General features: G+C 45.3%; 19 protein-coding genes and 1 CRISPR repeat array. Of the genes, 14 read left to right on the forward strand and 5 right to left on the reverse strand.

Annotation, left to right across the window (positions count from 1 at the left end):
* Positions 1–11: 11 nt before the first annotated feature.
* Entirely contained in the window at positions 12–821 is an 810-nt protein-coding gene (locus H3S82_RS09545) for an NADPH-dependent F420 reductase (protein WP_198232739.1), read from the forward strand.
* Positions 821–2,113 (forward strand): NTP/NDP exchange transporter, encoded by a 1,293-nt coding sequence (locus H3S82_RS09550; protein ID WP_198232738.1) that lies wholly within the window; start codon positions 821–823, stop codon positions 2,111–2,113. Before H3S82_RS09545 ends, H3S82_RS09550 begins: the two co-directional genes overlap by 1 nt.
* Before the next feature lie 167 nt (positions 2,114–2,280).
* Here H3S82_RS09550 and uraH read toward each other — a convergent pair whose 3' ends face one another.
* The 4 genes from uraH to puuE form a co-directional block, all read right to left on the reverse strand.
* The gene (uraH, locus tag H3S82_RS09555; RefSeq protein ID WP_198232737.1) at positions 2,281–2,727 is read right to left on the reverse strand and encodes a hydroxyisourate hydrolase; all 447 of its coding nucleotides are present in this window, start codon (positions 2,725–2,727) and stop codon (positions 2,281–2,283) included.
* A 3-nt stretch (positions 2,728–2,730) separates the two neighbouring features.
* Positions 2,731–3,258 (reverse strand): 2-oxo-4-hydroxy-4-carboxy-5-ureidoimidazoline decarboxylase, encoded by a 528-nt coding sequence (gene uraD, locus H3S82_RS09560; protein ID WP_198232736.1) that lies wholly within the window; start codon positions 3,256–3,258, stop codon positions 2,731–2,733.
* 93 nt (positions 3,259–3,351) lie between these two features.
* Complete coding sequence (locus H3S82_RS09565; protein WP_198232735.1) at positions 3,352–3,954, reverse strand: ureidoglycolate lyase; 603 nt, start codon at positions 3,952–3,954, stop codon at positions 3,352–3,354.
* A 39-nt stretch (positions 3,955–3,993) separates the two neighbouring features.
* Positions 3,994–4,914, reverse strand: a complete 921-nt coding sequence (puuE, locus tag H3S82_RS09570; protein WP_198232734.1) for an allantoinase PuuE — start codon at positions 4,912–4,914, stop codon at positions 3,994–3,996.
* A 666-nt stretch (positions 4,915–5,580) separates the two neighbouring features.
* Between puuE and H3S82_RS09575 the strand changes: the two genes are divergently transcribed.
* The 10 genes from H3S82_RS09575 to H3S82_RS09620 all read left to right on the forward strand — a co-directional run bounded on the left by H3S82_RS09575 (position 5,581) and on the right by H3S82_RS09620 (position 16,862).
* The gene (locus tag H3S82_RS09575; protein WP_198232733.1) at positions 5,581–7,023 is read left to right on the forward strand and encodes an FAD-dependent oxidoreductase; all 1,443 of its coding nucleotides are present in this window, start codon (positions 5,581–5,583) and stop codon (positions 7,021–7,023) included.
* An 805-nt stretch (positions 7,024–7,828) separates the two neighbouring features.
* Positions 7,829–9,055, forward strand: coding sequence for an ABC transporter substrate-binding protein (locus tag H3S82_RS09580; protein WP_198237142.1), 1,227 nt, complete (start codon positions 7,829–7,831; stop codon positions 9,053–9,055).
* A 44-nt stretch (positions 9,056–9,099) separates the two neighbouring features.
* Entirely contained in the window at positions 9,100–9,873 is a 774-nt protein-coding gene (locus tag H3S82_RS09585; protein WP_198232759.1) for an ABC transporter ATP-binding protein, read from the forward strand.
* A gap of 1 nt (position 9,874) precedes the next feature.
* Positions 9,875–10,657 carry an ABC transporter permease gene (locus H3S82_RS09590; protein ID WP_246785265.1) on the forward strand — a complete coding sequence of 261 codons (783 nt, stop codon included), beginning with the start codon at positions 9,875–9,877 and terminating at the stop codon, positions 10,655–10,657.
* A 52-nt stretch (positions 10,658–10,709) separates the two neighbouring features.
* A complete protein-coding gene (locus H3S82_RS09595) occupies positions 10,710–11,657 on the forward strand; it encodes a LysR family transcriptional regulator (RefSeq protein ID WP_198232730.1) in 948 nt (315 codons plus the stop codon).
* Positions 11,658–11,879: 222 nt separating this feature from the next.
* Complete coding sequence (locus H3S82_RS09600; RefSeq protein WP_198232729.1) at positions 11,880–12,701, forward strand: bifunctional allantoicase/(S)-ureidoglycine aminohydrolase; 822 nt, start codon at positions 11,880–11,882, stop codon at positions 12,699–12,701.
* A gap of 329 nt (positions 12,702–13,030) precedes the next feature.
* Positions 13,031–13,291: a transcriptional regulator gene (locus H3S82_RS09605; protein WP_198232728.1), complete on the forward strand. Its 261-nt coding sequence runs from the start codon at positions 13,031–13,033 to the stop codon at positions 13,289–13,291.
* Positions 13,288–13,599, forward strand: a complete 312-nt coding sequence (locus H3S82_RS09610; RefSeq protein WP_198232727.1) for a type II toxin-antitoxin system RelE/ParE family toxin — start codon at positions 13,288–13,290, stop codon at positions 13,597–13,599. Before H3S82_RS09605 ends, H3S82_RS09610 begins: the two co-directional genes overlap by 4 nt.
* A gap of 300 nt (positions 13,600–13,899) precedes the next feature.
* Positions 13,900–14,934 (forward strand): dipeptidase, encoded by a 1,035-nt coding sequence (locus H3S82_RS09615; protein ID WP_198232726.1) that lies wholly within the window; start codon positions 13,900–13,902, stop codon positions 14,932–14,934.
* A gap of 716 nt (positions 14,935–15,650) precedes the next feature.
* The gene (locus tag H3S82_RS09620; RefSeq protein WP_198232725.1) at positions 15,651–16,862 is read left to right on the forward strand and encodes an MFS transporter; all 1,212 of its coding nucleotides are present in this window, start codon (positions 15,651–15,653) and stop codon (positions 16,860–16,862) included.
* Positions 16,863–17,091: 229 nt separating this feature from the next.
* Here H3S82_RS09620 and H3S82_RS09625 read toward each other — a convergent pair whose 3' ends face one another.
* Positions 17,092–18,468 carry an MATE family efflux transporter gene (locus H3S82_RS09625; RefSeq protein ID WP_198232724.1) on the reverse strand — a complete coding sequence of 459 codons (1,377 nt, stop codon included), beginning with the start codon at positions 18,466–18,468 and terminating at the stop codon, positions 17,092–17,094.
* A gap of 431 nt (positions 18,469–18,899) precedes the next feature.
* Here H3S82_RS09625 and H3S82_RS09630 point away from each other — a divergent pair, with 431 nt between their 5' ends.
* On the forward strand, positions 18,900–20,294 hold the full coding sequence (locus H3S82_RS09630; protein ID WP_198232723.1) for a DHA2 family efflux MFS transporter permease subunit: 1,395 nt from the start codon (positions 18,900–18,902) through the stop codon (positions 20,292–20,294).
* A gap of 649 nt (positions 20,295–20,943) precedes the next feature.
* Complete coding sequence (locus H3S82_RS09635; protein WP_198232722.1) at positions 20,944–22,167, forward strand: acyltransferase; 1,224 nt, start codon at positions 20,944–20,946, stop codon at positions 22,165–22,167.
* Between the two features lie 21 nt (positions 22,168–22,188).
* Positions 22,189–22,753: a CRISPR direct-repeat array (repeat unit 36 nt; unit sequence GTTGCGGCTTGACCGCATTTTCTAATCTGTTACAAC).
* The last annotated feature ends 572 nt before the right edge of the window (positions 22,754–23,325 follow it).

Raw genomic sequence — 23,325 nt, forward strand, 5'->3', positions numbered from 1 at the left:
GAAGGTTCAACATGTCTCTTGATCGTCGTTTTATATTGAAATCGGCTTTGGCTCTGTCTCTTGCAGAGATTTTTTCGCTTTCAAAAGCTTTTTCACAAAATACTGAAAATTCGGCGGGGAAGACTTCAAATTCATCCAAAACAGAAACAGTCAACGATAGCCCCGCAACAAAAACGGAAGCCGATGTCAAAAAACTTAAAATCGGGGTCATTGGCGCCGGCTCGCTTGGCGGAACCGTTGCAACCCTTCTCGTGAAATCCGGCCATTCGGTGATGTTTTCTTCGCGCCATCCGGATGAGTTGCGGCGCTTGACAAACCCGCTTGGCGAAAAAGCTTCAATTGGCACTCCGCGTCAGGCGGCACAATTTGGTGATGTTATTCTTGTTGCAGTGCCGTTTTCGGCCTGGCCAGAAATCGGCAAAGATTTTGCCGCCGAAATGAAGGGAAAAATTGTTATTGACGCGACAAACCCGCCTTTATGGGGAGGAACTTTAGAGCCTCTTTCAATTGAAGCGAAGAAAAACGGCGTTGCCGAAACGGTAAAAAAATATGTGCCGGATGTGCGTCTTGTCCGTGCTTTTTCGGCGGTTGACGCCACAGTCATTGAAGATTGTTTCAATAAACGAATAGAAGCTGTGGGTATGCCGATCGCTAGTGACGATGAAAAAGCGTTGGACGTTGTAGCCGAGCTTGTGCGCGAAACCGGTTGCGAACCTATCATTACCGGCAAACTTGAAACAGCGCATATTTTTGCCCCCGGTGAGCCGGGTTTTCGTGCTCACCTTCCGGCAGATAAATTGCGAAAACGCCTTGGCTTATAATGACAAATAAGCTGCAACATATATTTGAACGTCTGTTCGCGCTAAAAGCGCATGAAACGGTTGCCTTTTTGGGCGGCTTTTTCACGCTTTTTCTTGTCTTTTGCAGCTATTTCATGTTGCGGCCGGTGCGGGAAACATTCGGCATTGCCGGTGGTGTCGATCACCTCTCATGGCTTTTTACTGCCACTTTTTGCGCCATGTTTCTCGTTGTGCCCGTTTTCGGCTTTATCAGCCAGAAAATTAAAAAGACCAATCTCTTTATCTATTCAACGCTCTTTTGTAGCCTTATTATGCTCGGCTTTACGCTAAGCCTTTATTATAATAGCGGCAATGTCTGGGTAGGGCGGGCATTCTTTGTCTGGGTTTCGGTTTATAACCTGTTCGTTATTTCGCTGACATGGAGCTTTTTGGCCGAGGTTTTTACCAAAGAACAGGCAGAACGCCTGTTTGGCCCCCTATCGGCAGGTGCAAGCCTTGGCGGCATAACCGGCCCGCTGATAAGCGCATTTCTGGTTGAAAAAGTGGGCTATGCCGGCCTGCTTTTAATTTCGACAGCGCTGTTTTTATCAACGCTTTTTCTCTGGCTTTTTCTCGTGCACTGGCGAAATGATTTCGGCCGCGGCAAAGACATGAAACAAGACAAACCCGGAATGATCGCGTCGGAAACAGCAAACGGTGAAACCTATTCCGGCATATGGATTGGCTTGAAACTTATCGTAAAATCGCCTTATCTGCGCCAAATTGCCGTTTATGCCATTTTCACTTCGGCCGGAACCACTTTTCTATATTACGCGCAGGCGCGCCTTGTTCAGGCGACCTTTACCAATCCTGCTGAACAGACACAGTTTTTTTCCATTATGGATACGGTTGTGCAAACCTCGTCCATTCTTATCCAGATGTTCGTTACCGCCCGCATTGCAAAAAAATTCGGCGTGACATTCTTGCTTGTGAGCCTGCCTGTCATGATGGTGATCCTGTTCGGACTACTCGGCATATTCTATTGTTTTCCGATTTTGGCAATTGCGATGATATTGCGGCGTGTGGGAGAATATGCACTTGCCCGCCCTGCCTGTGAAATGCTCTTTTCGGCAGTTGATGAAAATTCGCGTTTCAGTGCCAAAAACGCTATTGATACTTTTGTCTATCGCGGGTCGGATGCATTCTGGGGCTGGGTCGATACGCTTATGAACAAAGTTGCCTACCCGCCGGTTATTATGCTGCTTGCACTTGTTTTATCCTGTCTCTGGGCAATTTCCGGAAAGAAAATCGGCAAGCGTTACGACGAACTTTAAACCCAAGAGCGCTAAAAAAACTCAACGAGCCTGAAACATCGGCTTACAAACTTGTGCCTGAAAGTGGCGGCGAGAATGATGTGCGCGTCTCATTATATCCGGTCATAATATCCGGCCTCATTTTAATATCCGGCCTGATTTTATAACTGCATATCGAGCCTCGTTTTTCAACTGCCGCGATAGGTTGAATAGCTCCACGGACTTACAAGGAGCGGCACATGATAATGGGCGGTGTTATCGGCTATTGAAAAGCGGATGGTGATTTCATCAAGAAAAGGCGGGTTATCAAGTTTTGCGCCTTGGTTTAAAAAATAGGCTGCCGTGAAAAAATGCAATTCATATTGCCCTTTTTCCATTGCCTTTTCATCAAGAAGCGGCTTTTCCGTTCGCCCGTCCTGATTGCTCTTTGTTTCAACAAGCAATTTTTTGACGATGGATTGCGTTTCTTCGCACGCGAAATGCGTTTTTTCGTCCATTTCATGAGGTTTGTTTATTGTTCCGTTATTTTCATTTTCCGGAACATTTTTTTGGCAAAGCTTATAGAGCTGAATTTTGATGCCGGAAGCCGGTTTACCGGATGCCGTATCAAGAATATGGGTTGTCAAACCGGTCATGTTTTATCCCTCGCTGTCGATGAGATCTTCTAGCCGCAAGCGCGCAATGCGGAAGATTTCCGTCAACGCTGTGGCTTTTTCTTCATCTTTATCATTGTTCAAGCGCTTTTTCATATTGGCGAGAATGGAATATTTGTCATGGGCTTTGCCACCATGCCCCCGCACCGCAATGATAAAGGGAAAGGAAAATTTTGCCCGATAGGCTTCATTCAATTTCTGAAATTGATCGAATTCATCTTCGCTTAAACGATCAAGCCCAGCCCCTTTTTGTTCTTTTTCCGATTGCTCCGTCAATTTCGATGAACGGGCGAGTTTACCCGCAAGATCGGGGTGAGCCAAAATCAACCTGTCTTTCAACTCTTCCGGAGCTTGTCTGACCGCTTCGACCATGGCCTCATAAAGCGCATCGAGATTTTTAAATGGCCGTTTTTTCGCAACACTTTCCCCCACCCAAGGGGAATGCTCGAAAATGCCGCTTAAACAATCAATAAAAACGGCGGCTCTAAGAGTGTTCAATTGTTCAATTTTCACGGGGCCTATTTCCCTCTATTTGTTTGCCTGTATTTATTTTTTATATTTTGCTCAATTCCGTTTTTTAAAACGCAAATTCGCGAAGCCTTTCCGTCATTTATCAAAATCCGGCAACCGGCTTATTTGCCAAGCCTCATCTTCATAAAAATATTCTTCAAGATTGTTTTCGACACCACCGCGATCAACCACATAGAAATCGCTTGTCCTGAAAAGTGCCAGAAGCGGAAAATGCCAGACATTTTTATGATAATTAACGCCGACACGTGGCGGACAATAAAAGGCTTGCGGGGCGGAAGGTTTGCCCCCGTCATCCTTTGCCACAACAACGAGAAACGGATTGTCGCCCGCTGGCAAAAATGCCTGCGAGCCATAAGGGTGACGCTCCATCATGGCAATGATTAAGGGAAAACTGATCGGCAGAGACCGAAAGACATTGATGAGAACGCGGGACTTTTCCCCCTCCGCTTCAACCTTTGCAAGATCATCAAAGCGGGTTGCCCGCCCCTGATTGATCGGGATCATAACCGGATTTTTTTGGTAAGCCGAGCCTCTATTATTTTCTTTACCCATTTGGTCGGGCGCAATTGTTTCTTCCCTCACGTCGATTACATCGCCAAAAGGAGAAAATTCGGCTTTTCCGATTTTTAAAACGGCAAGCTCGTGCAATTGTCTTTTATGATTTTTGTGCTCGACCATTGTTTCCTGTTCTCCGGTTTTTCTTATTCTGTTTGAGGCTTATTTGGCCGGATGCACTTTTTGCCAATGGCGGGCAATATCTATTCGCCGCGCAATGTAAACCGACTTTTTGGCTGCCACATAATCGAGAAATTTTTCAAGCGCTTTTGCCCGCCCCGGATGGCCGACCAGGCGACAATGCAAGCCGATAGAAAGCATTTTCGGCGAGCCTTTTTCGCCCTCTTCATAAAGAACATCGAAACTGTCTTTAAGATAGTTGAAAAATTGTTCGCCACTGTTGAAACCTTGTGCGGTTGCAAAGCGCATGTCATTGACATCCAATGTATAAGGAATCATCAGAAACGGCTTTTCAATGCCTTCCACCCAATAGGGAAGTTCATCGGCATAAGTGTCTGACGAATAGATAAAGCCGCCCTCTTCCATGGTAAGCCGCAAAGTGTTGATCGACGGTTTTCCCTGATAGATTCCATATGGGCGTTCACCCGTTAGTGCTTTCTGGATGCGTATGGCTTCGCGAATATGAAAACGCTCTTCCTCTTCGTCGACATCCTTATATTCAAGCCAACGAAAGCCATGGGTGGCAATTTCCCAATCGGCCTCGACCATGGCTTTTGCAACAGCCGGATTGAGTTCCAAAGCCTTGGCCACGGCAAAAACTGTAAGCTTCATATTTCTTTCGGTAAAAAGCCGGTAAAGCCGCCAGAAGCCGACACGCGCACCATATTCATACAAGGATTCAATATTGAGGTTGCGCTGCCCTTCCCAAGGGACTGCGCCGACAATTTCGGACAATAAATGCTCGGAGGCTTTGTCGCCATGAAGAATATTGCTTTCCCCGCCCTCTTCATAATTGATGACAAATTGTACAGCAATTTTTGCCCCGTCCGGCCATTCGGGGTCTGGCGGGTTCGGCCCATAACCATAAAATTGGCGGGTGCGATAATCTTTCTTGGATTTCATGGTTCTTCTTCCCCAAACAACAAAATTGAAAAACACTGTCCGGAAAACACTTCGATCTAAAACCGCGTAGAATTTCCGCATCTGAACAGTTGCTGAAAATATGAAAAGCAAGAGCCATGCCACTTAACTTTCGGGTTATAATAGCGCCGACATTTCAGAAAAAACTTTTGTGCGTGTTTTTCCTTTCCGGCAGTGCTTTTTATCTGTCCGCTTTCATCCTTTCCGGAAGTGCTTTTTATGAGAACGTAATGCCCTTCCGGTGTTTCACTTGATTGTCGGAGCCTCGCTTAATTGCGGCGCAGCAGACCGCACTGATTGTTTCCGTTCCTTTATTTCACCTCGTACGAAATCAATACTATTGAACGAGCGACAAACTATCAAAAAAAGAAAAAACAAAACGAAAAACAAGCAAAATAAAAGCCCATTTATACGTGTTGCCCAATGGGTTATGCTTGAAATAACAGCAAATTATATTTGATTTTGCCTATTTTTTAATCTTGACAAGTTTCTGCCTTATATTTAGCCTTACAATCACCGGCATAAAGCGTATTGCGGGTCGATCGGGTCGATCCGGACAAAAAGTGTCATCCTCGTTTTAAACCGGCAGCCAAGGTTCTTCTAAAAGCCGGAGCTTGTTCCTTGGCCTGCCAATAATGGGGAATAGACATGCCAGAAAATAGCGAAATAAATCTTGCCAAGCTTGAGCGACAGGCAAAATATGATCTTGAATGTTTGAACTATCCTGCCCGTCAATGGGTAAAACCGAAGACATATCACGGCAATCCGGTGAAGGATGTTGTGATTATTGGCGGCGGACAAAGCGGTTTGACATTGGCGCTACAATTGCGGCGGGAAAGCGTTACAAACATTGCCATTCTGGATAAAAATGAAGCCGGTTTTGAAGGGCCATGGCGCACTTACGCCCGCATGCACACATTGCGCACGCCGAAATATGTGACAGGCCCTGATCTCGACATTGGCAGTTTGACTGTGCGTGCCTGGTGGGAAGCGCGTTTCGGGCATAAATCCTGGGAAGAGCTTTATAAAATCCCGACCAATCTTTGGGCGGAATATCTCGACTGGTTGAAAAAAGTTACCCATATAGAGGTGACAAACCGGACAATTGTAACCGACATAGAGCCGCTGCAAGATGGTGTTTTTGCAGTTCATATCGAAAGAAACGGCAAAGCCGATATGATCTATACGCGCCTTGTGGTTTTAGCGACCGGTATCGAGGGCAGCGGCCAATGGGTTGTGCCGGATATGTTCAAGGATGCTCTTGACAAGAAGGTTTATGCCCACACGGCCGAAGCAATTAATTTTGACAAACTTGCTGGTAAGCGTGTTGCCGTTGTGGGTGGTGGCTCGTCTTCTTTCGACAATAGTGCCACAGCTTTGGAACACGGTGCAAAATCGGTAAAGCATTTTGTCAGACGTTCCATTTTGCCGACAGTCAACCCTTACCGTTTTATGGAATATAGCGGGTTTTTGCGCCATTTTGCAGATCTTGATGACGACAAGAAATGGCAGTTCATGAAATATCTCTTCGATGTCAACCAGCCGCCAACACAGGATTCCTATTTACGGTGCACAAAATTCGACAATTATGAATTGAAACTTGCAAGCCCCATAAAAAGCTGCCGAATGGATGGTGAAAAGCTTGTCCTTGTCACACCGCATGAAAGTGATAAATTCGATTTTCTGATTGTCGGCACAGGCTTGATTATCGACCTTAAAACGCGGCCGGAAATTGCCCGTTTTGCTGATAAAATCGAAACCTGGGGCGACCATTTTACCCCGCCAGCGGGTGAAGAACATGCGGTGATTGCAAGCTGTCCTTATCTTGGGAAAAACTTCCAATTTCAGGAAAAGGTGAAAGGTGAAGCGCCTTACCTCAAGCGCATTTTCACTTATACTTTTGCCGGTATGCCGAGCCTTGCCGCATCGGCCGGAATTTCGGCTTTGAAATTCGGCGTGAGAAGACTTGCCTATGGGGTGAGCAGTGAATTGTTCTGCGAAGATGCCGATTATCATTATGATCTTCTGAGATCATTTGATGAGAAGGAGCTCACAGCACCCCAACCGGTCGCCATGGGAAAAGCCGGTTAAAAGCCATTCGGGTGAACGGATAATTGGCAATTGCCAAAACCGGCTCGCTTGAAAAGCAACAGGAACTTTCATGTTCCTTTCAATCATTTAGAATCGCGCCCTTTGTGGCGCGATTTTTATTGTTTTCCTGTTTGATTTTTTAAGCCCTGATTTCACTCTTTCCCCCGCTCGAAAGTCGAAAGCAATATTAAGAGAATTTAGATCAACCCGTGCGAATTTTAAGAACGCTCAATAAAAGCGCAGAGGTTGCACCGGAGCCGGTCAATAGTGTTTTTTCAAATCATTGATTTTATTTGATCTTTTTATTTTTTCATTTTCTTATTTGTAAAATTGCATAAAATTTAATCAATAAATAAAAACGCCTATTTTTTAAGTTTTTTCTCTTGTTTTCACTTGTTGTTCGTGTAAGTCTTGGGTCGTCGGAAATAAAACCGGTTTTCTTTTTTGAAGAAGAAAAAAACATCTTCAAAGAAAGAGAATAAGGTTTTCCGGCAAATACAGGATGACACTATAGGTTAAAAAATACGCTTGGTTTCGTAAGTTGAATATCTATACGCCGCCTTTCTTGTGCTGATTATCCGCTTTTTTGAAAACGGATAATACCCGACAGCACAAATGGCATAACTCAAAATTGTTCATAATGCCCGTTCGGTTTTTCGGGTTTTTCAAAAAAACCGGAATGCTTTTTTAAGCGGGAGAGGAAAAGTTCATGCAGGCAAAATGCCGAAATAATAGCGACAGTGCTTTTTATTCCCTCCCTCGCACCGGCTTTTCAATGAGCCTCACTTCTTGCCTCGAAGGCAAAATGAAAATTGCAACTTCGAAAATACTGTGCCTCAAAAAGCCCGCTATAAAAAGCTTTATTCGCAAGCAATCCGAACAGGCATTTTCGACTTTTAAACACGCTTTTCCGCTTGCTAGTTTTCAGGCCATGAAATTTGCTTTGACTAGTTTTCAGGTCATGAAATTTGCTTTGAAAAGTCTTTTTAAAACAAGACTTCTTTCGGCCAGTTTTCTTTCATCAAGCCTTCTTTGTGGGAGTTTGGCGCTTCTTTTGTTTTCCCAAACGATTGAGGCCAAAGAGGTTCAAAAGGCCCCTGACAAAGTGCGTTTTCAACTCGACTGGTTACCTGGTGGTGATAAAACCGCCATTTATGTTTGTGTAAACAAAGGGTTTTGCAAATCCGAAGGGCTTGATGTTGCCATTGAACCCGGACGTGGCGGCAATGATGCCATTACCCGCATTGCTGCCGGAGTGAGCGATGTGGGGGCAGCCGACATCACCGCGCTTATGGCTGCGCGTGTAAGCGCAAATGTGAAGGTGAGCGCGGTTATGGCAATTTTCAACAAAACGCCGCATGCGTTTTATGTCCTTTCCGACAGTCCCATCCACTCAATTGCCGATATAAAGGGCAAAGCCGTTGCCACCTCGCCTTTTACCGCTTCCAACCTTTTCTTGCCGCCTTTCCTGAAAACCCAGAATTTATCCATGGATGATATTGCGCTTACACGCGTCGACTCCGGTGCTTTGGGGCCGATGTTGATAACCGGAAAGACCGATGTGATTATTGCATGGCTCACCGACTATACGCGCTATGAAGAGCAGGCGAGAATTGCGCATAAAGAAATCAGAGCCTTTCCGTGGGTCGAAAGTGGCCTTGATCTTTATGGCAGTTCGCTGATTGCCGCAGACAAATTCATTTCCGAAAAGCCTGATGTTCTGACCCGCTTTATCAAGGCCTATCGGCAGTCAATCATATTCATGCATGAACATCCCGATGAAGCGGTGGATGCGGTAATGGAAAGTGTTCCCGAACTTGATCGGCAGAGTGTTAAAGGGTCGCTTCTTGATACATTGAAGCTCATTTACAATGACGAGACAGATGAATACGGCCTTGGCACTTACCGCCGCGACAAGCTTCAACGCACATGGCAAAAAACGGCCGAAGCTTTAAACCTCGACCCGAATGCGATAACTGCTGAAAGTGCTGTTAAAACCGGTTTTTCCGAAAATCTGGAGGGCTTCAAATGACACCAAGCCAATTGCAATCTGTTGAAATGAAATCCGGCAATGCGATTTCTCCCCCCTCTATCCGTTTTGAAGGGCTAAGCCAGTTTTTCACAACATCGACAGGGCGAACAGAAGCCCTTCACAACATTAGTTTCGATGTCCGCTATCACGAATTTCTTGCGGTATTGGGGCCTTCCGGTTGTGGCAAATCCACGCTTTTGCGGTTGATTGCCGGACTCTTGAAACCGACACAAGGCAAGGTGGAAGTTTTCGGGATGCCGGTTACGGAACCGCGCGAAGATGTCGGCATTGTTTTTCAGCGCCCGACATTGCTACCATGGCTCAATATTGTGGACAATATTACTTTTCCCATCAAACACAAGTTCGGCAAGGTCAATTCCGCCGATATTGATAAAGCCCACGAACTTGTGCGCATGATCGGGCTTACCGGTTTTGAAAAACGCATGCCGGACGAATTGTCGGGCGGTATGCAGCAGCGTGTCGGCATTGCCCGCGCGCTCCATCTCGACCCCGATATTTTGTTGATGGACGAACCGTTTTCCGCCCTTGATGCGCTAACCCGCGATGAAATGGGTTTTGAACTTTTAAGAATTTTTGCCGACAGGCCGAAAACCGTGTTGTTCATTACCCATTCTGTCAATGAAGCTGCCATTCTTGCCGACCGTGTGCTGGTTCTTGCCGGTCGGCCGGGAACTGTTTTAACCGAACTCGACGTGCCGCTCGGACGGCCACGCAACGCCGAAACTGCAAACCAAAAGGTGGTCCATGACTTCGCTCACACCCTCAGAAACCTCCTCATCAAGCCAAAGCTCGCTTAAGATGAGGAAGATAAAGCTGTTTCACTTCTCCTCGCTGCTCTCTGGCTTACCGGCAGTGTTGCTGATTGTGGCTATTCTTGTGATCTGGCAAATCGCGGTGACAGTATTTGCCATTCCCTCTTTCATCCTGCCGGCGCCGATTGAAATTTTTAAAGCTTTCCATGTGATTGATGGGGCGCGTTGGGCTGTTCATATATTTGCAACCTTGCGGGTGGCACTGCTCGGCTTTTTTGTATCCATTCTGATTGCCTTGCCGCTTGCTGTCTGTCTTATCCGCTCGCCGCTTTTATCAAAAACGGTTTATCCGTTATTGGTCATTATCCAGTCGACACCGGTTGTTGCCATTGCGCCGATTGTCATTGTCGCCTTCGGTTCGGGTGATTTTCCGCGCATTCTCATCACCTTTCTTATTTCGTTTTTTCCGCTGGTCATTGCCACTTCGACAGGGCTTCTTGCAACACCGCCCGAACTTATCGAATTGTCAAAATCGCTCCGCGCACCGGTTCGCCGTGAAATATTGCAAATCCGCCTGCCCTATGCCGTGCCCTATATTTTCTCGGCCTTGAAAATTTCCATTACTTTATGCGTTATCGGTGCGGTTGTTGCCGAATTTGTTTCGGCCGACAAGGGCATCGGTTTCTTCCTCCAGCTTTCCACCTCGATTTATAAAATACCGCAAGCCTGGGCGGGGCTTTTTGTGCTGGCTGCCATATCGCTTATCTTGTTCCAACTTGTTATTCTTACCCAGAAACTTCTCTTCCCGTGGAGTATCAAAAAGGGTTGAAATTAGGAAAGCTCCAAAAGATAAAAAACGGACAAGGGGGGGATTAAACATTTTGCAACACCGTTTGATGAAATATCTTGACGAGGTGGCGCGTTCCGGCTCGATACGGAGTGCCGCACAAAAGCTTCATGTTGCCGCTTCTGCCATCCAGCGGCAAATAAAGCTCTTTGAAGAAGAAATCGGCACACCGGTTTTTTCCCGCAGCCATAAGGGGCTGGAACTCACCGCCACCGGCGAACTGGTGCTTGGACATATCCGCGAAACAATGCGCAATGAAGAGCGGATGTTGAGCGAGATTAAAGCTCTCAAAGGTGTTATCCGCCAGAATTTGACAATTGTATGCGAAGAAAATCTCGCTAGCACCCTTCTTTTTTCGGCAATTGTCGACTTCCAGCAAAACCATAAATCTACAAAAATCAACGTATTGACCGCGCAAAACGAGGATGTGCAGAATGTGCTTCTTGATGGCAAAGCCGATCTTGCTTTGGCCTATGACATTGAAAAGCAGCCCCGTTTTGCCATTGATAAAGAGGTGAAATGCCCGCTTGGGCTTTTTCTTCGCAAAGGTCATAGTCTCGAAAAACGTTTGCATGGAAAAACCAAAGTCAATCTTGCCGAAATTATCGGCGAAGCTTTGGTGCTTCCTGAAAAAGGCACAAAATTGAAATCGCTCATCGAAACGCTTGGGCCCCCGCTTGTGACCGCCGTTCCGATTGTCGAAACATCATCCATTCCATTGATCGTTCAACTCGTTGCAACGGGAAACTATGTTTCCATTTTAAGCCGCACAGAATTGCCGGAAGGGTTTGACAATGAATTTCTCTTCATTCCCGTTATTACCCATCCGGCCTTCCGCATTTTGACATTGTTTCACCAGACAAGCCGCGTACTCAAACCGGTTGAACAACAGTTTCAACATGTATTGACGAGAAAAATGAAAGAAAGTCTTGGCCCACGCAATCCAAACTTTTCCGGAGGAGAAGCAAAAGAGGCAGAGTAAATATTATGAAACCTGTCTGCGATCGCCTAAAAAAGGTTCAAAGATTGTCTGCCCAATTTTTATAAACCTCGGCCGATAAAACAGGCAAAACAACGATAAATTGGAGCAAATTTTTGAAGGGGTTTTAAAAGCTTTTTGACGAGCCGGGCTTGCGACGAAAGAGACTTTTTAACAAGTGAGACTTTTTGAAAAAGCTTTCACAAAAGAGGAGACAACAATTCGATGAATGAGAAAGACTATTATTTTCCGCTTGGCGGATTACAACCACGTTCCGAACTTTTGAGCAGCAAAGCGACCTTCAAAGACGCTTATATGGTGATGCCCGCTTCTGTCATGACGGATATTGTCACAAGCCAATTGCCGTTTTTTACAAAATCCCGCTTTTGGGTGTTGGCGCGCCCGATGACAGGTTTTTCAGAAACATTTTCCCAATATATCGGCGAGATCGAACCTTCGGGCGGGTCAACACATCCCGAAAATGACAAGCGTGCGGAAGCCGTTTTCTTTGTGACCGATGGTGCACTCACCATTGTGCTAGAAGGCAAAAAACATGTTCTTCACAAAGGTGGTTTTGCCTATCTTCCAGCGGGGCACGATTATCAATTATGGAATGAAGCAAAAACCACCGCGCGCTTTCACTGGATCCGCAAGGCTTATGAAAAAGTGGAAGGGCTTGATAAACCTGATGCAATTTTTTCTTCCGACCAGCAAATAACGCCTGCCGAAATGAAAGGCCATGAGGGTGTATGGTTGACAAGCCGTTTCATGGATATGAACGACTTGCGCCATGACATGAATGTTGCCATTGTCACCTTTATGCCGGGCGCCCATATTCCTTTCATGGAAACCCACGTTATGGAACACGGGCTTTATGTCTTGCAAGGCAAAGGCGTTTATCGGCTGAATGATGATTGGGTGGAAGTCGAAAAAGGCGATTTTATGTGGTTGCGCGCATTTTGCCCGCAAGCCTGCTATGCAGGCGGACCGGAACCATTCCGTTATCTCCTCTATAAAGATATAAACCGGCACGCAAAACTCTGGTAGAGCGAAACTACGGGTTGTCGATGCGAGACTTTGCGAAGGCGAAATTTGGTGGGGCAAAACTTTAGTAAAGCGAAAATTTTCGAAGCCAAAACTCTACTCATGTTTTGAAATTGCGAGTTTTGAATAGCAAACAGCCGTTAAAAGCCATCCATGCGTTAAAATGCTCATCGTCGTCGTGAGGAATCGCCACATCTTGTCTTCAGGATGTTCGACGGCATTGTGCTGCAGTTTCCGTCCAGTGTGTCAGATGATCGCTTGTGATGACGACTGAAAGCTCTCCTTGACTTGTCTTCAATATTGGTTATTTGTAATACAATAAAGGAGATCGCATGGCTCGCACAACAACAATGACGGTACGCATTGGCGAAACACTAGGTGATTATGTTGCCCGCCAAATAGGCGATAACGGGCCTTATGAAAATGTCAGCGAATATGTGCGTGATCTCATAAGAAAAGACAAGGAACGCCACGACGAACAGGCGTTTAACCGGCTGAAAGCCGAATTGCAGCTTGCGTTTTCCGAACCTGACGAGAGTTACATTACTATTTCGGCGGCAGACATTATTTCCAGATACAAGAACAAGTCATGAGCGGTTTTCAGCTGCAACAGGCAACAATTTTCCGTCTTGACGAGATCTATCGCTACACGTCAAACAAATCGGGCGCGGCACGGGCAGAAGACTATTTGAATGGTTTATTCAACTGTTTTCAGGCAATTGCCGATGGTCAGGTAATGTCACGACCGATACCTGCCAAATTTTCCGTTCACGGCTATTTCTATCACTATAAACATCATTATATCTATTGGAAAAAGCTGAAAAACAACGATACAGGTATCGTCACAATATTGCATGAGCGTATGCACCAGATCGACCGTTTTAAAGATGATTTTATCTGAAACGCGAAAAGAGTGCCCGTGTGAAGACAGCTTTGATTGGCTGCAACTTTGATGACGAGCTTTTAAAATTTTCATAAATATAGGGCTTGGCATAAATAAAAATCTTTATGAAACCCAAGCTTTCATTGCCTCACGCTTAAACAGGCAATGACGGGAAGTCAGCACTTTGAACTTGCCGCTGTCATCAGCGCTACGTGTTCTGTCTCGTTATAATCAAACTTTTGTCAGTTGCTGTTTTAAAGCTCAATAGTGGCGTATAAGAATAATGATTTGAAAACACATTCTGATAAGGCAATTTTTATGGCTGAAACACTCATCCAATGTTTTGACGGGCACAATGACATTCTCTCCAAAATCCGCGACGAGAAAAACCTTGACCCTTCGGCTTTCATCAATGGTTTTGAAAGTGCAGAACTTGACCTGCCAAAGGCTGAAAAAGGCGGCCTTATTGGCGGGCTTTGTGCAGTTTATCCGCCATCGGTTGATCTTCAGCCCGATAAAAACGGTGTCTATCCTGAATTATTGTTAAAAGACGCTACAAAGCCCACCATGGAAATGGCAAAGCTTCTCCATGATATTGAAAAGCTGAAACCTGAACGTTTCAAAATTTGCAAAACCGCGCGCGATATTAAAGAGGCAATCAAGGCGCATCAATTTGCTGCGGTTTTTCATATTGAAGGTGCGGAAGCCATTGGCGAAAATCTGGAAGAACTTACCCGTCTTTATCAGGATGGATTGCGCAGCCTCGGCCCCGTCTGGAGCAGACCCAATATATTCGGTTTCGGAGTACCGTTCAAATATGGTTCGACCGGCGACATCGGACCGGGCTTGACAGATACGGGTAAAAAACTTGTTCGCGAGTGTAACAAGCTCGGCATTATGGTTGATCTTTCTCATATGAATGAAAAAGGCTTCTGGGACATTGCAAAATTGAGCGATGCGCCGCTTGTTGCTTCCCATTCAAACGCCTATCACTTGAGCCATCAAAGCCGCAACCTCACCGATGAGCAATTGCGCGCTATCGGAAAAAGCAAGGGCTTGGTCGGCATTAATTTCGGTGTCAAATTCCTGCGCGAAGATGGCGAACGCAACCGCGACACACCGCTTAAAACCATTATCAACCACATGCGCTATATTGTCGATATTGTCGGCGTGGAACATGTCGGCCTCGGTTCGGATTTCGATGGCACAACAATTCCGAATGAATTGCATGATTGTTCACAATTGCCGAAGCTCGTCGCCGAAATGGAAAAATCCGGTTTCAACCATGACGAGATCGAGAAAATCACCTCGAAAAACTGGATCTCGGTTCTCGAACGCACCTGGGGCGAATAAAGCTTTTTTGAAAAGCCAATGCGTTCGGACGGTTCGTCGCATTGGCAAAATATGTTTTCGCAATTTACGGCATAAAGAAAGACAAAAGACAACACTGGTACGTGAACCGGCGTTGCCTGCATTGAAAAACCACCGCGCATCAAAACGCTACAGTTTTAACGGGAATATTTTTGGCTCTCCAAAGTTCCGGCGAAGATACATTTTCCTTTAACAATCTTGAGGCTCATGGCAACTGCCCCGCTCAGGAAAAGAATTTTTCAGCTATAGCTTTCAAAGCCGATTGCGGCAAATCTTTGCGGATGAATTCAACGCCTCGCTTTTCTCTATGCAGCACAAGGCAGTAAGCGCATTGTGTTTACATCTTTCCAATAAATCGAATGGGACTCGCGCGCTTCTTTTTTCTTCCCGCCGATAGTCATGGCAAAATGGTCAGGATTTTAATCCATCAACCGCATTCCTGAAAAATCAATCAGTATATTTTAAATGGAATTGATCACGCGTTTCATTTGAACAATAGCTGCTTGCGTTGTATTCGTGTTTTTTTGAGATAATTTTGCTTTTCCCCTGCCAATCAGGCAGAATGGATAAATAGTTTTTCAAGCAGCTATTCATCCCACAATTAACGGCATTCATTTAAAGGCTGCAGAAATTGACATAAGCACGTGATGTCAATAGATGAAGGAAACGCCTTTGAAGGGCGCTTGAGGACATTTGTCATGGCCAATATATATCGCGAATTATTCAAAAAACCCGGCACTGTTGCCTTTTCGGTAACGGGGGTATTCGCACGTATTCCGATATCGATGATTTCAATCGGCATTATGACAATGTTTGCCATTGAAGGTTTGGACTATGCCACCGCCGGTCTCGTTTCGGCAAGTTATGTCCTCTCCAATGCCATTATTACGCCGCAAATATCAAAACTTGCCGATGAATACGGGCAAGCCCGTGTGGCGCGTCCGGCACTTCTGATTTCTTTCCTGTCGCTTTGCGGCTTGTTGATTGCCGCACAATATAAAGCGCCGCTTTTCATCTTGATTATTGCCGCAATTCTCATCGGTTTTATGCCGAGTTTCGGCTCTTTCGTGCGCACACGTTGGTCGCAACTCTATCATGGTTCGCCGCTTTTACGTTCGGCCTTTGCCTATGAATCAATTGTTGATGAATTGATCTTCATGGTCGGCCCCATTATTGCGATCGAGCTTACAAACCATCTGTTTCCGGCTGCCGGACCGCTTGCTGCCGGTCTTATCATGCTCGTTGCAGGCTTGATCTTTACCTTGCAAAAATCGACCGAGCCGGTCGCCCATGGCAAGCGGCAAAAAGGCTCCACATCGGTTATCCGGCTTTTTTCGATCGAGCTTCTCACTGTGATTATGTTTTGCGTCGGTACCATTTTCGGCACTGCGGAAATTTCGGCCGTGGCCATCGGCAAATCGCTGCAACAGTCAAATTACACTGCGCTGCCACTTGTGCTTTATGCGGCAGGCTCTTTCATTGCCGGCATTGTTTATGGTGCACTGCCTGCCCGCATGACATTGTCAAAACAGCTTCTTGTTGCCACCATCGTTGCTGCGGTTACAACATTGCCACTCTTGCTTGTCACAAACTTATGGAATTTGAGCGTCGTGCTTCTTATTGCAGGTGCGGCCTGTTCGCCAACAATCATCATTGCGATGTCGTTGATTGACACAATTGTACCGCCTGAAAAACTCACCGAAGGCATGTCGTGGGGAATTACCGGAATGGCAATGGGTGTCGCGGCAGGCGCTGCCATTTCGGGAAAACTGATTGATGCTTTTAACCCCGAAAGCGGCTTTTATGTTTCCATTGTCGGCGGCTTTCTTGCACTAATTTTAACGGTTTTCGGGCAAAAATATCTCAAACCCAAAACACCAAAGCCGAAAACCATTCTAGAAAATTCCTGAACGGTGCACGCTTTCGGCCTTTCGCTGTTTCGTCACTCTCTTCAAAGTCCACCAGCTTTGGCAGATTCTGCCTTAAGCCGCTTATTCTTGGGCCTCCCTTCAAGCAGCTTTTTATCCCTTGCCACAAAAGAGCTTTTCTCCCTCTTTTTTGCTCTCTTTTGAAGCAAGCTTTTCCTGTTAAATTTGCTTGAAGAGCCAAGCGCGATCAAGCTGTCGCTGCTTTAGAGGACTAGAGCACTTTTTGCTTTTTCCAAGTGCCCGAAAGATAATAGGAAAGCGCCAGAATGAGCGAGGCAAAAGCACCGACGGTGAAGCTCCACCAGATGGCATCTGCCTTTATGGAGCCATAAAACATGTAATAGAAGCCGAGCCGCACCGGATAGACAGCAATGAACAGGCAAATGAGCGGCACAAGAACCGCGCCATTGGCACGAACTGTTGAAAAGAGCACCATTGCAAGGCCGAAAAACAGAAAGCTCCAGCTTGCAATCGCCTGAATATGCTGCGCCATTGGCACGGCCGCGCTATCATTGCCCAAAAACAGGATAATGACCGGACGATCAAAGATGAGCAATAAGCCAAGCAGAATGGCTGTCATGACAAATGTTGCTGCGCAGCCGATCAATGTGGTTTTTGAAATCCTGTTCCAGCGACCGGCGCCGATATTTTGCGCAACCATTGCGCTAACCGCCGCCCCCACTGCCATGGAAGGCATTTGCAGGTAGGTCCATAATTGCTGCATGATGTTATAGGCGGCAATGGTGGTCACACCTTCCTGATTGACAAGACCGATCATGACAAGGCCGGATGTGGCAATGATGACCATTTGCAGGCTCATCGGGAAACCTTTCAGCACGATGAAGCGCATCAGGCTAAAATCCGGCCAGATATAGGTGAGTTCCCGCCCTTTAAGCCGCAAAGGCAATTTCTTCACATAGATATAGATAATCATGGCAAAAAGCGCGAGATAGCCCGAAACAGATGTCGAGGCGGCAGCCCCCGCAATGCCCATTTCCGGAAAAATCCACAAGCCCAAGATGAGCACGGGGTTGAAAATAATATCAAGCACAACATTGACGCACATAAAAATGAGCGGCGTCATAGAATCGCCCGCCCCGCGAAGCCCCATCATAATCATGACCATCAAAAGATCGGGGGGTGCAGCAAGGAAGATAACACGCAAATAATCTTCTGCCAGCGTAAAAGCATCAGCCGGTGTTTCAAGAAAGCGCAAAATTTCGGGCGAAAAAAACCACCCCAAGACCGCCAGAACCACCGAGAGAAACAGACAAAAGCCGATGGATGCGCCGAATGCCTGCCGCGCACGGTGCAAATCTTTGCGCCCGATGGATTGGCCAACCATAATGGTTGCCGCCATACCGAAACCGAAAACAAGGGCAAACAAAAGAAAGGTGATAATATTGGCATTGGCCGTTGCCGCAAGTGCACTTTCGCCTAAAAACCGCCCCACCCAGATTGTGTTGATCGAACCGTTGAGCGATTGCAAAACATTGGACAGCAATGTCGGAATGGCAAAGAGAAGCAACGTTCTGGTGATCGGGCCTTCAGTCAGATTAGTGAGAACAATTGTTTTTTTATGCGGCAAGTGAACGCTCCATCAGCGCATTTTATTGATCACCCCGAAGCGGGTAAAACGTTATTTTTAAAGAATGATATAAAACATATAGGTGTCGTAAATGTTATGTGTAGCCCTTTCGGACGTTCCATGAACATTAACGATGAAGAATTTATTTTTCCCTCAAGGTCAAGAATGAAATGAAAAACCACGATAAAGTGAAGCCGGTTTTTGTCGCTCTCACTGTTCTTCACAGTTGAAACCGGTCAAGATAATGTCGGCCTCAATGATGCTATCGGGATTGTCGCGATTTTCAGTCATAAACAGTTTTCAGGTTCTATCGGTTTAGGCCATATCAGTTTTTCATGTATAAGGTTTGAGAGTCATCAAGGTTCTTCGCGCTATATAGGCACACAGGTTATAAAGGTTCCATCGTTCAAAAGTCGGGTTCGGGTTATTTAATGCACATTCTTCCTATGGTTCTGGCTGTCGCTTTGTTTATGGAACATGTGGATTCCAATGTGATTTCCACATCCCTTCCCGCCATTGCCGCCGATTTGAACACAAGCCCCATCGCGCTCAAACTCGCCATGACTTCCTATCTCGTGGCACTTTCGGTTTTCATTCCCATAAGCGGGTGGATCTCCGACCGTTTCACCGCCCGCATCATCTTCCGTGTTGCCATTGTGGTTTTTCTTGCAGGCTCTGTTTGCTGCGCTTTTTCCTTCTCGCTCCATTCCTTTGTTTTATCGCGCTTTTTGCAAGGCATAGGCGGGGCAATGATGACACCTGTCGGCCGGCTTCTTCTCGTTAAATCCACCCCGAAAAACCAGCTTGTCATTGCCTTCCAGTGGTTCTCCATTCCCGCCCTTGTTGGCCCGCTTGTAGGCCCGCCGCTTGGCGGCTTCATCACCACCTTTTTTTCATGGCACTGGATTTTTCTCATCAATATCCCGATCGGTTTTATCGGGCTTGTGCTGTCATCAATCTATCTGCCAAAAAATGAAAAGAGATATATCCGCCCGCTTGATTGGACAGGCTTTTTCCTTTCGGCAATCAGCCTTTCCGGCTTTATTTTCGGCCTTTCGATTGTGAGCCTTCCCGCCTTGCCGCAAAGTGTCGGCATCAGTGTCACCATTTTGGGCGTGATTTTCGGCACCATATATATCAAACACGCAAAAAACCGCACAGCTCCGCTTCTTGACCTTAAGCTTTTTTCCGATCCGGTTTTTGCACGCGCCATTATCGGCGGCAGCGTTTTCCGGCTTGGCATTGGCGCCGTGCCTTTCCTGCTTCCCATGATGCTGCAACTTGCCTTTGGCCTTTCGCCGATTGAATCCGGCCTTATGGTTCTTGCCGCGGCCATCGGCTCGCTCGGCATGAAGTTCGGGGCAAAAGAAGTTTATGCCCGTTTCGGCTTTCGCAAAGTGTTGATGGCGGGTTCTCTCGTCTCGGCAATGTTTACCGCTTCCAATGGCTTGTTTTACCCCACCACGCCCTATTTGCTGATGATTATCGTGCTCCTGTTCGGCGGCTTTTTGCGCTCGCTTTTCTTCTCCGGTGTCAATGCGCTTGCCTTTTCCGATATTGCCAAAGAAGACATCAGTCAGGCAACGCCGATTGCCGCTGTTGCCCAACAGGCTTCAATGGCGCTCGGCATTGCAATTGCTGGCGCGGTTCTGGAAATTGCGAGCTCCTTTCACGACAATATATTGAAACTTGGCGATTTTCATACGGGCTTTTTCGTCGTCGGCTTCATCTCGGCACTTGCTTTCTTCATCTTCCGCACATTGCCACGTGATGCAGGCCATGCCTTGAACGAAAAAAGCAAACAGTCCACCGCACAACACTTATGAAACCGAAACATCTTCTACAGCCGCTTGACCGCATTTTCTAATCTGTTACAACCCGAAGCCCGAACGTTGTTCGAGAGCTTCAGTTGCGGCTTGACCGCATTTTCTAATCTGTTACAACTGGCTGAAATCGCCTGTGAAATTTCGATCTGTTGCGGCTTGACCGCATTTTCTAATCTGTTACAACACGCCACCAAAACACTAAGGGCGGGCGCGTGATGTGGCTTAACCCCATTTTCTAATGTGGTGCTTCGTCCGGAGACTTCATACATGGCTACCGATCGTTGCTATTTGACCAAATTTTTTGACCTGAAACAACGCTGTTTGCGGCTTCAAGTTTTTCTGGTTTTAGTGCTCTGTTGTCTCGCGATAACGAAGTCGAGTGGAATTACTCTTAACATCTTCAAGTCTTTCAAGGCTCATGACTCGACCTCGTTCTCTACAGATCCCGTCTTCACCAGCACTCTCACCGCAACGCTACCCGATTATCCATTCTCAGTCATAATATTCCCGTTTCACGGGATAGGAGTTATTTTACGATTTTTCCGAAGTTTCAACGCTGATGTTGTGAGTTCTCCGCATATGAGCGCAATAAAAGAGTAAAAGCCCCATCCAATCCAATTTATATTTTATACTAGAGCGGTAATTAATTATGAATACAAAGACTAAGCTTGATGCTTTAACGTCTCTACGATTTTTTGCTTGCTTAATGATTATTTTCCATCATTGTTCGACAACATTTTTCGGAGAGATAACACCATTTTTTTCCGTTATAATATCTCGGCTTGCGCAAGGTGTTTCATTCTTTTTTATTTTATCCGGTTTTATATTGGCATATGCATACAGAGAATTTAATAACGAACGAACTATTTTTATGTTCTTTAAAGCCCGTTTCGCGCGTATATTTCCATGCTACATATTTTGCTTTTTGTTAGGATATTTTTTATTACATTATCGTATTAATTGGAGTACTTTAATTCCTTTTATATTCATGGCACAATCTTGGATACCGAATGTGCGTTATTATTTTTCATATAATGCAGTGTCATGGAGTATTTCTACTGAATTTTCATTTTATATTGTATATCCATTATTGTTAATAATTCTACATAAAAAACCTAAATTGTTAATTTTTATATCTTCCATTCCTTTATTGCTAATTATCTTCATTAATGGTTACTTTTCTATACCATGGATGGCGCCAGATAATAATAAGTTAATACAATTAACAGGGCATGCCCTTCTTTACATTAATCCATTGTCGAGGATTTTTGAGTTCTCCATCGGTATGTTCCTATATTATTTATGGGAGCAAAAGAATAATAAAGAAAATTACAAAATAGCGACTGTTTACCAATTTATTTCCGTTTTTGCGCTTATTATCTTTATTCTCTTCCCGTCTATTTCTGATACTTTTTATAGAATATATTTTGGACCTGTTGTATATAACTGGTCAACTTTGGTGGGCGGATTTGCCGTAATGGCTGCTGTAATCTATTTTTTTGCACAAGATGGGTTACTCTCTCGTTTAATTTCCAATAAGTTATTTGTTACATTAGGTGAAATAAGTTTTTCTATATATATGTGTCATCAGATAATACTGGTTTTTTTCAGTAGTCACAACGCCGTACTTTTTCGTTTTTCCGGCGGAATAAATTTTATATTATATTTTTTATATGTAATTCTTTTATCTTATGTAATATGGGTTTTTATAGAAACACCTATAAGAAAATTTATTGTAGGCGGGAAGATTGTTCATAGGTCAAATCTTATGAGCGAAACAATGAAAATTAATAGTGTTTTTAGCCTTTATTCTATTATCGCTTTGGTAGCGTTATTATCTATATCCTTCTACATACATTCGTTACTCAGGTAACTTGATGCGCTAATAGTTTCGGCTTCGGCTTGACCGCATTTTCTAATCTGTTACAACGCACTGGAGTGCCACTGGTTTTTCCCCGATGTTGCGGCTTGACCGCATTTTCTAATCTGTTACAATTCTTTTGCAACTTTGGGAGCAGTGTCAGCCGTTGCGGCTTGACCGCATTTTCTAATCTGTTACAACCATCGGCAACGAATGGTCCGCGCCCATCGCAGTTGCGGCTTGACCGCATTTTCTAATCTGTTACAACCGCAGCGATTAGCGAGCTTTCAGTCACAAATGTTGCGGCTTGACCGCATTTTCTAATCTGTTACAACCGACCATTCAACGTTTAATGAACAAAGCTGTTGCGGCTTGACCGCATTTTCTAATCTGTTACAACTGACGGTAAGCTTGCGTTTATTAACGTCTTGTTGCGGCTTGACCGCATTTTCTAATCTGTTACAACATTGAACGCTCGGAGTGCAAAAGGTTTCGTGTTGCGGCTTGACCGCATTTTCTAATCTGTTACAACCACTGGCGTTTGTCTGAACCGTTGGAGGCAGTTGCGGCTTGACCGCATTTTCTAATCTGTTACAACCGATGTCCACTTAACCCTTTGTTTTATAAGGTTTAAGTGGATATTTTTTTTAAAAAAAATGCTGTTTTTCATTAAAATAACACCGGTAAATTTCGATTTTTTTTGACGTGCCTTTCACGTTTTACTTGAAAATCTAACAATATTTTCACATAAGCACACGATCAATTTGCTTGTCCCGTAAGGCAAAAAAAATATCGAAATTTCATCGTTCGGGCAAGGTAGAAGTGATCTTACCAACACAGGATAAGCCGGCATGTTCGGGCTTTTTTTTACAAAGACCTCAAGCAATTTTGCCCCCCACGGTTTTCGATTTTTTAGGAAAGCTTTTGATAATATACCGGTGAATGCGTCGTGCTACTTAACAAGAAGTCCGCTTTGATAAAGCAGACTTTAAGACAGCGTGATAAACCTTAAGACAGCGAGTTAAACCGGTTTGTCGCATCCGTTTTGCTTTTGTCAATTTTTAAGCGTGGCTAAAATGAAAAAGCCTGCACCACTCGGCCAGTTTCACCAAATCGTCCCGATTGAAACGGCCTCATCAGGCCTTTTTTATAAAAGGCCTGATTGTTCAG

It is taken from the genome of Bartonella sp. M0192 (assembly GCF_016102305.1).
Lineage (GTDB): Bacteria > Pseudomonadota > Alphaproteobacteria > Rhizobiales > Rhizobiaceae > Bartonella > Bartonella apihabitans.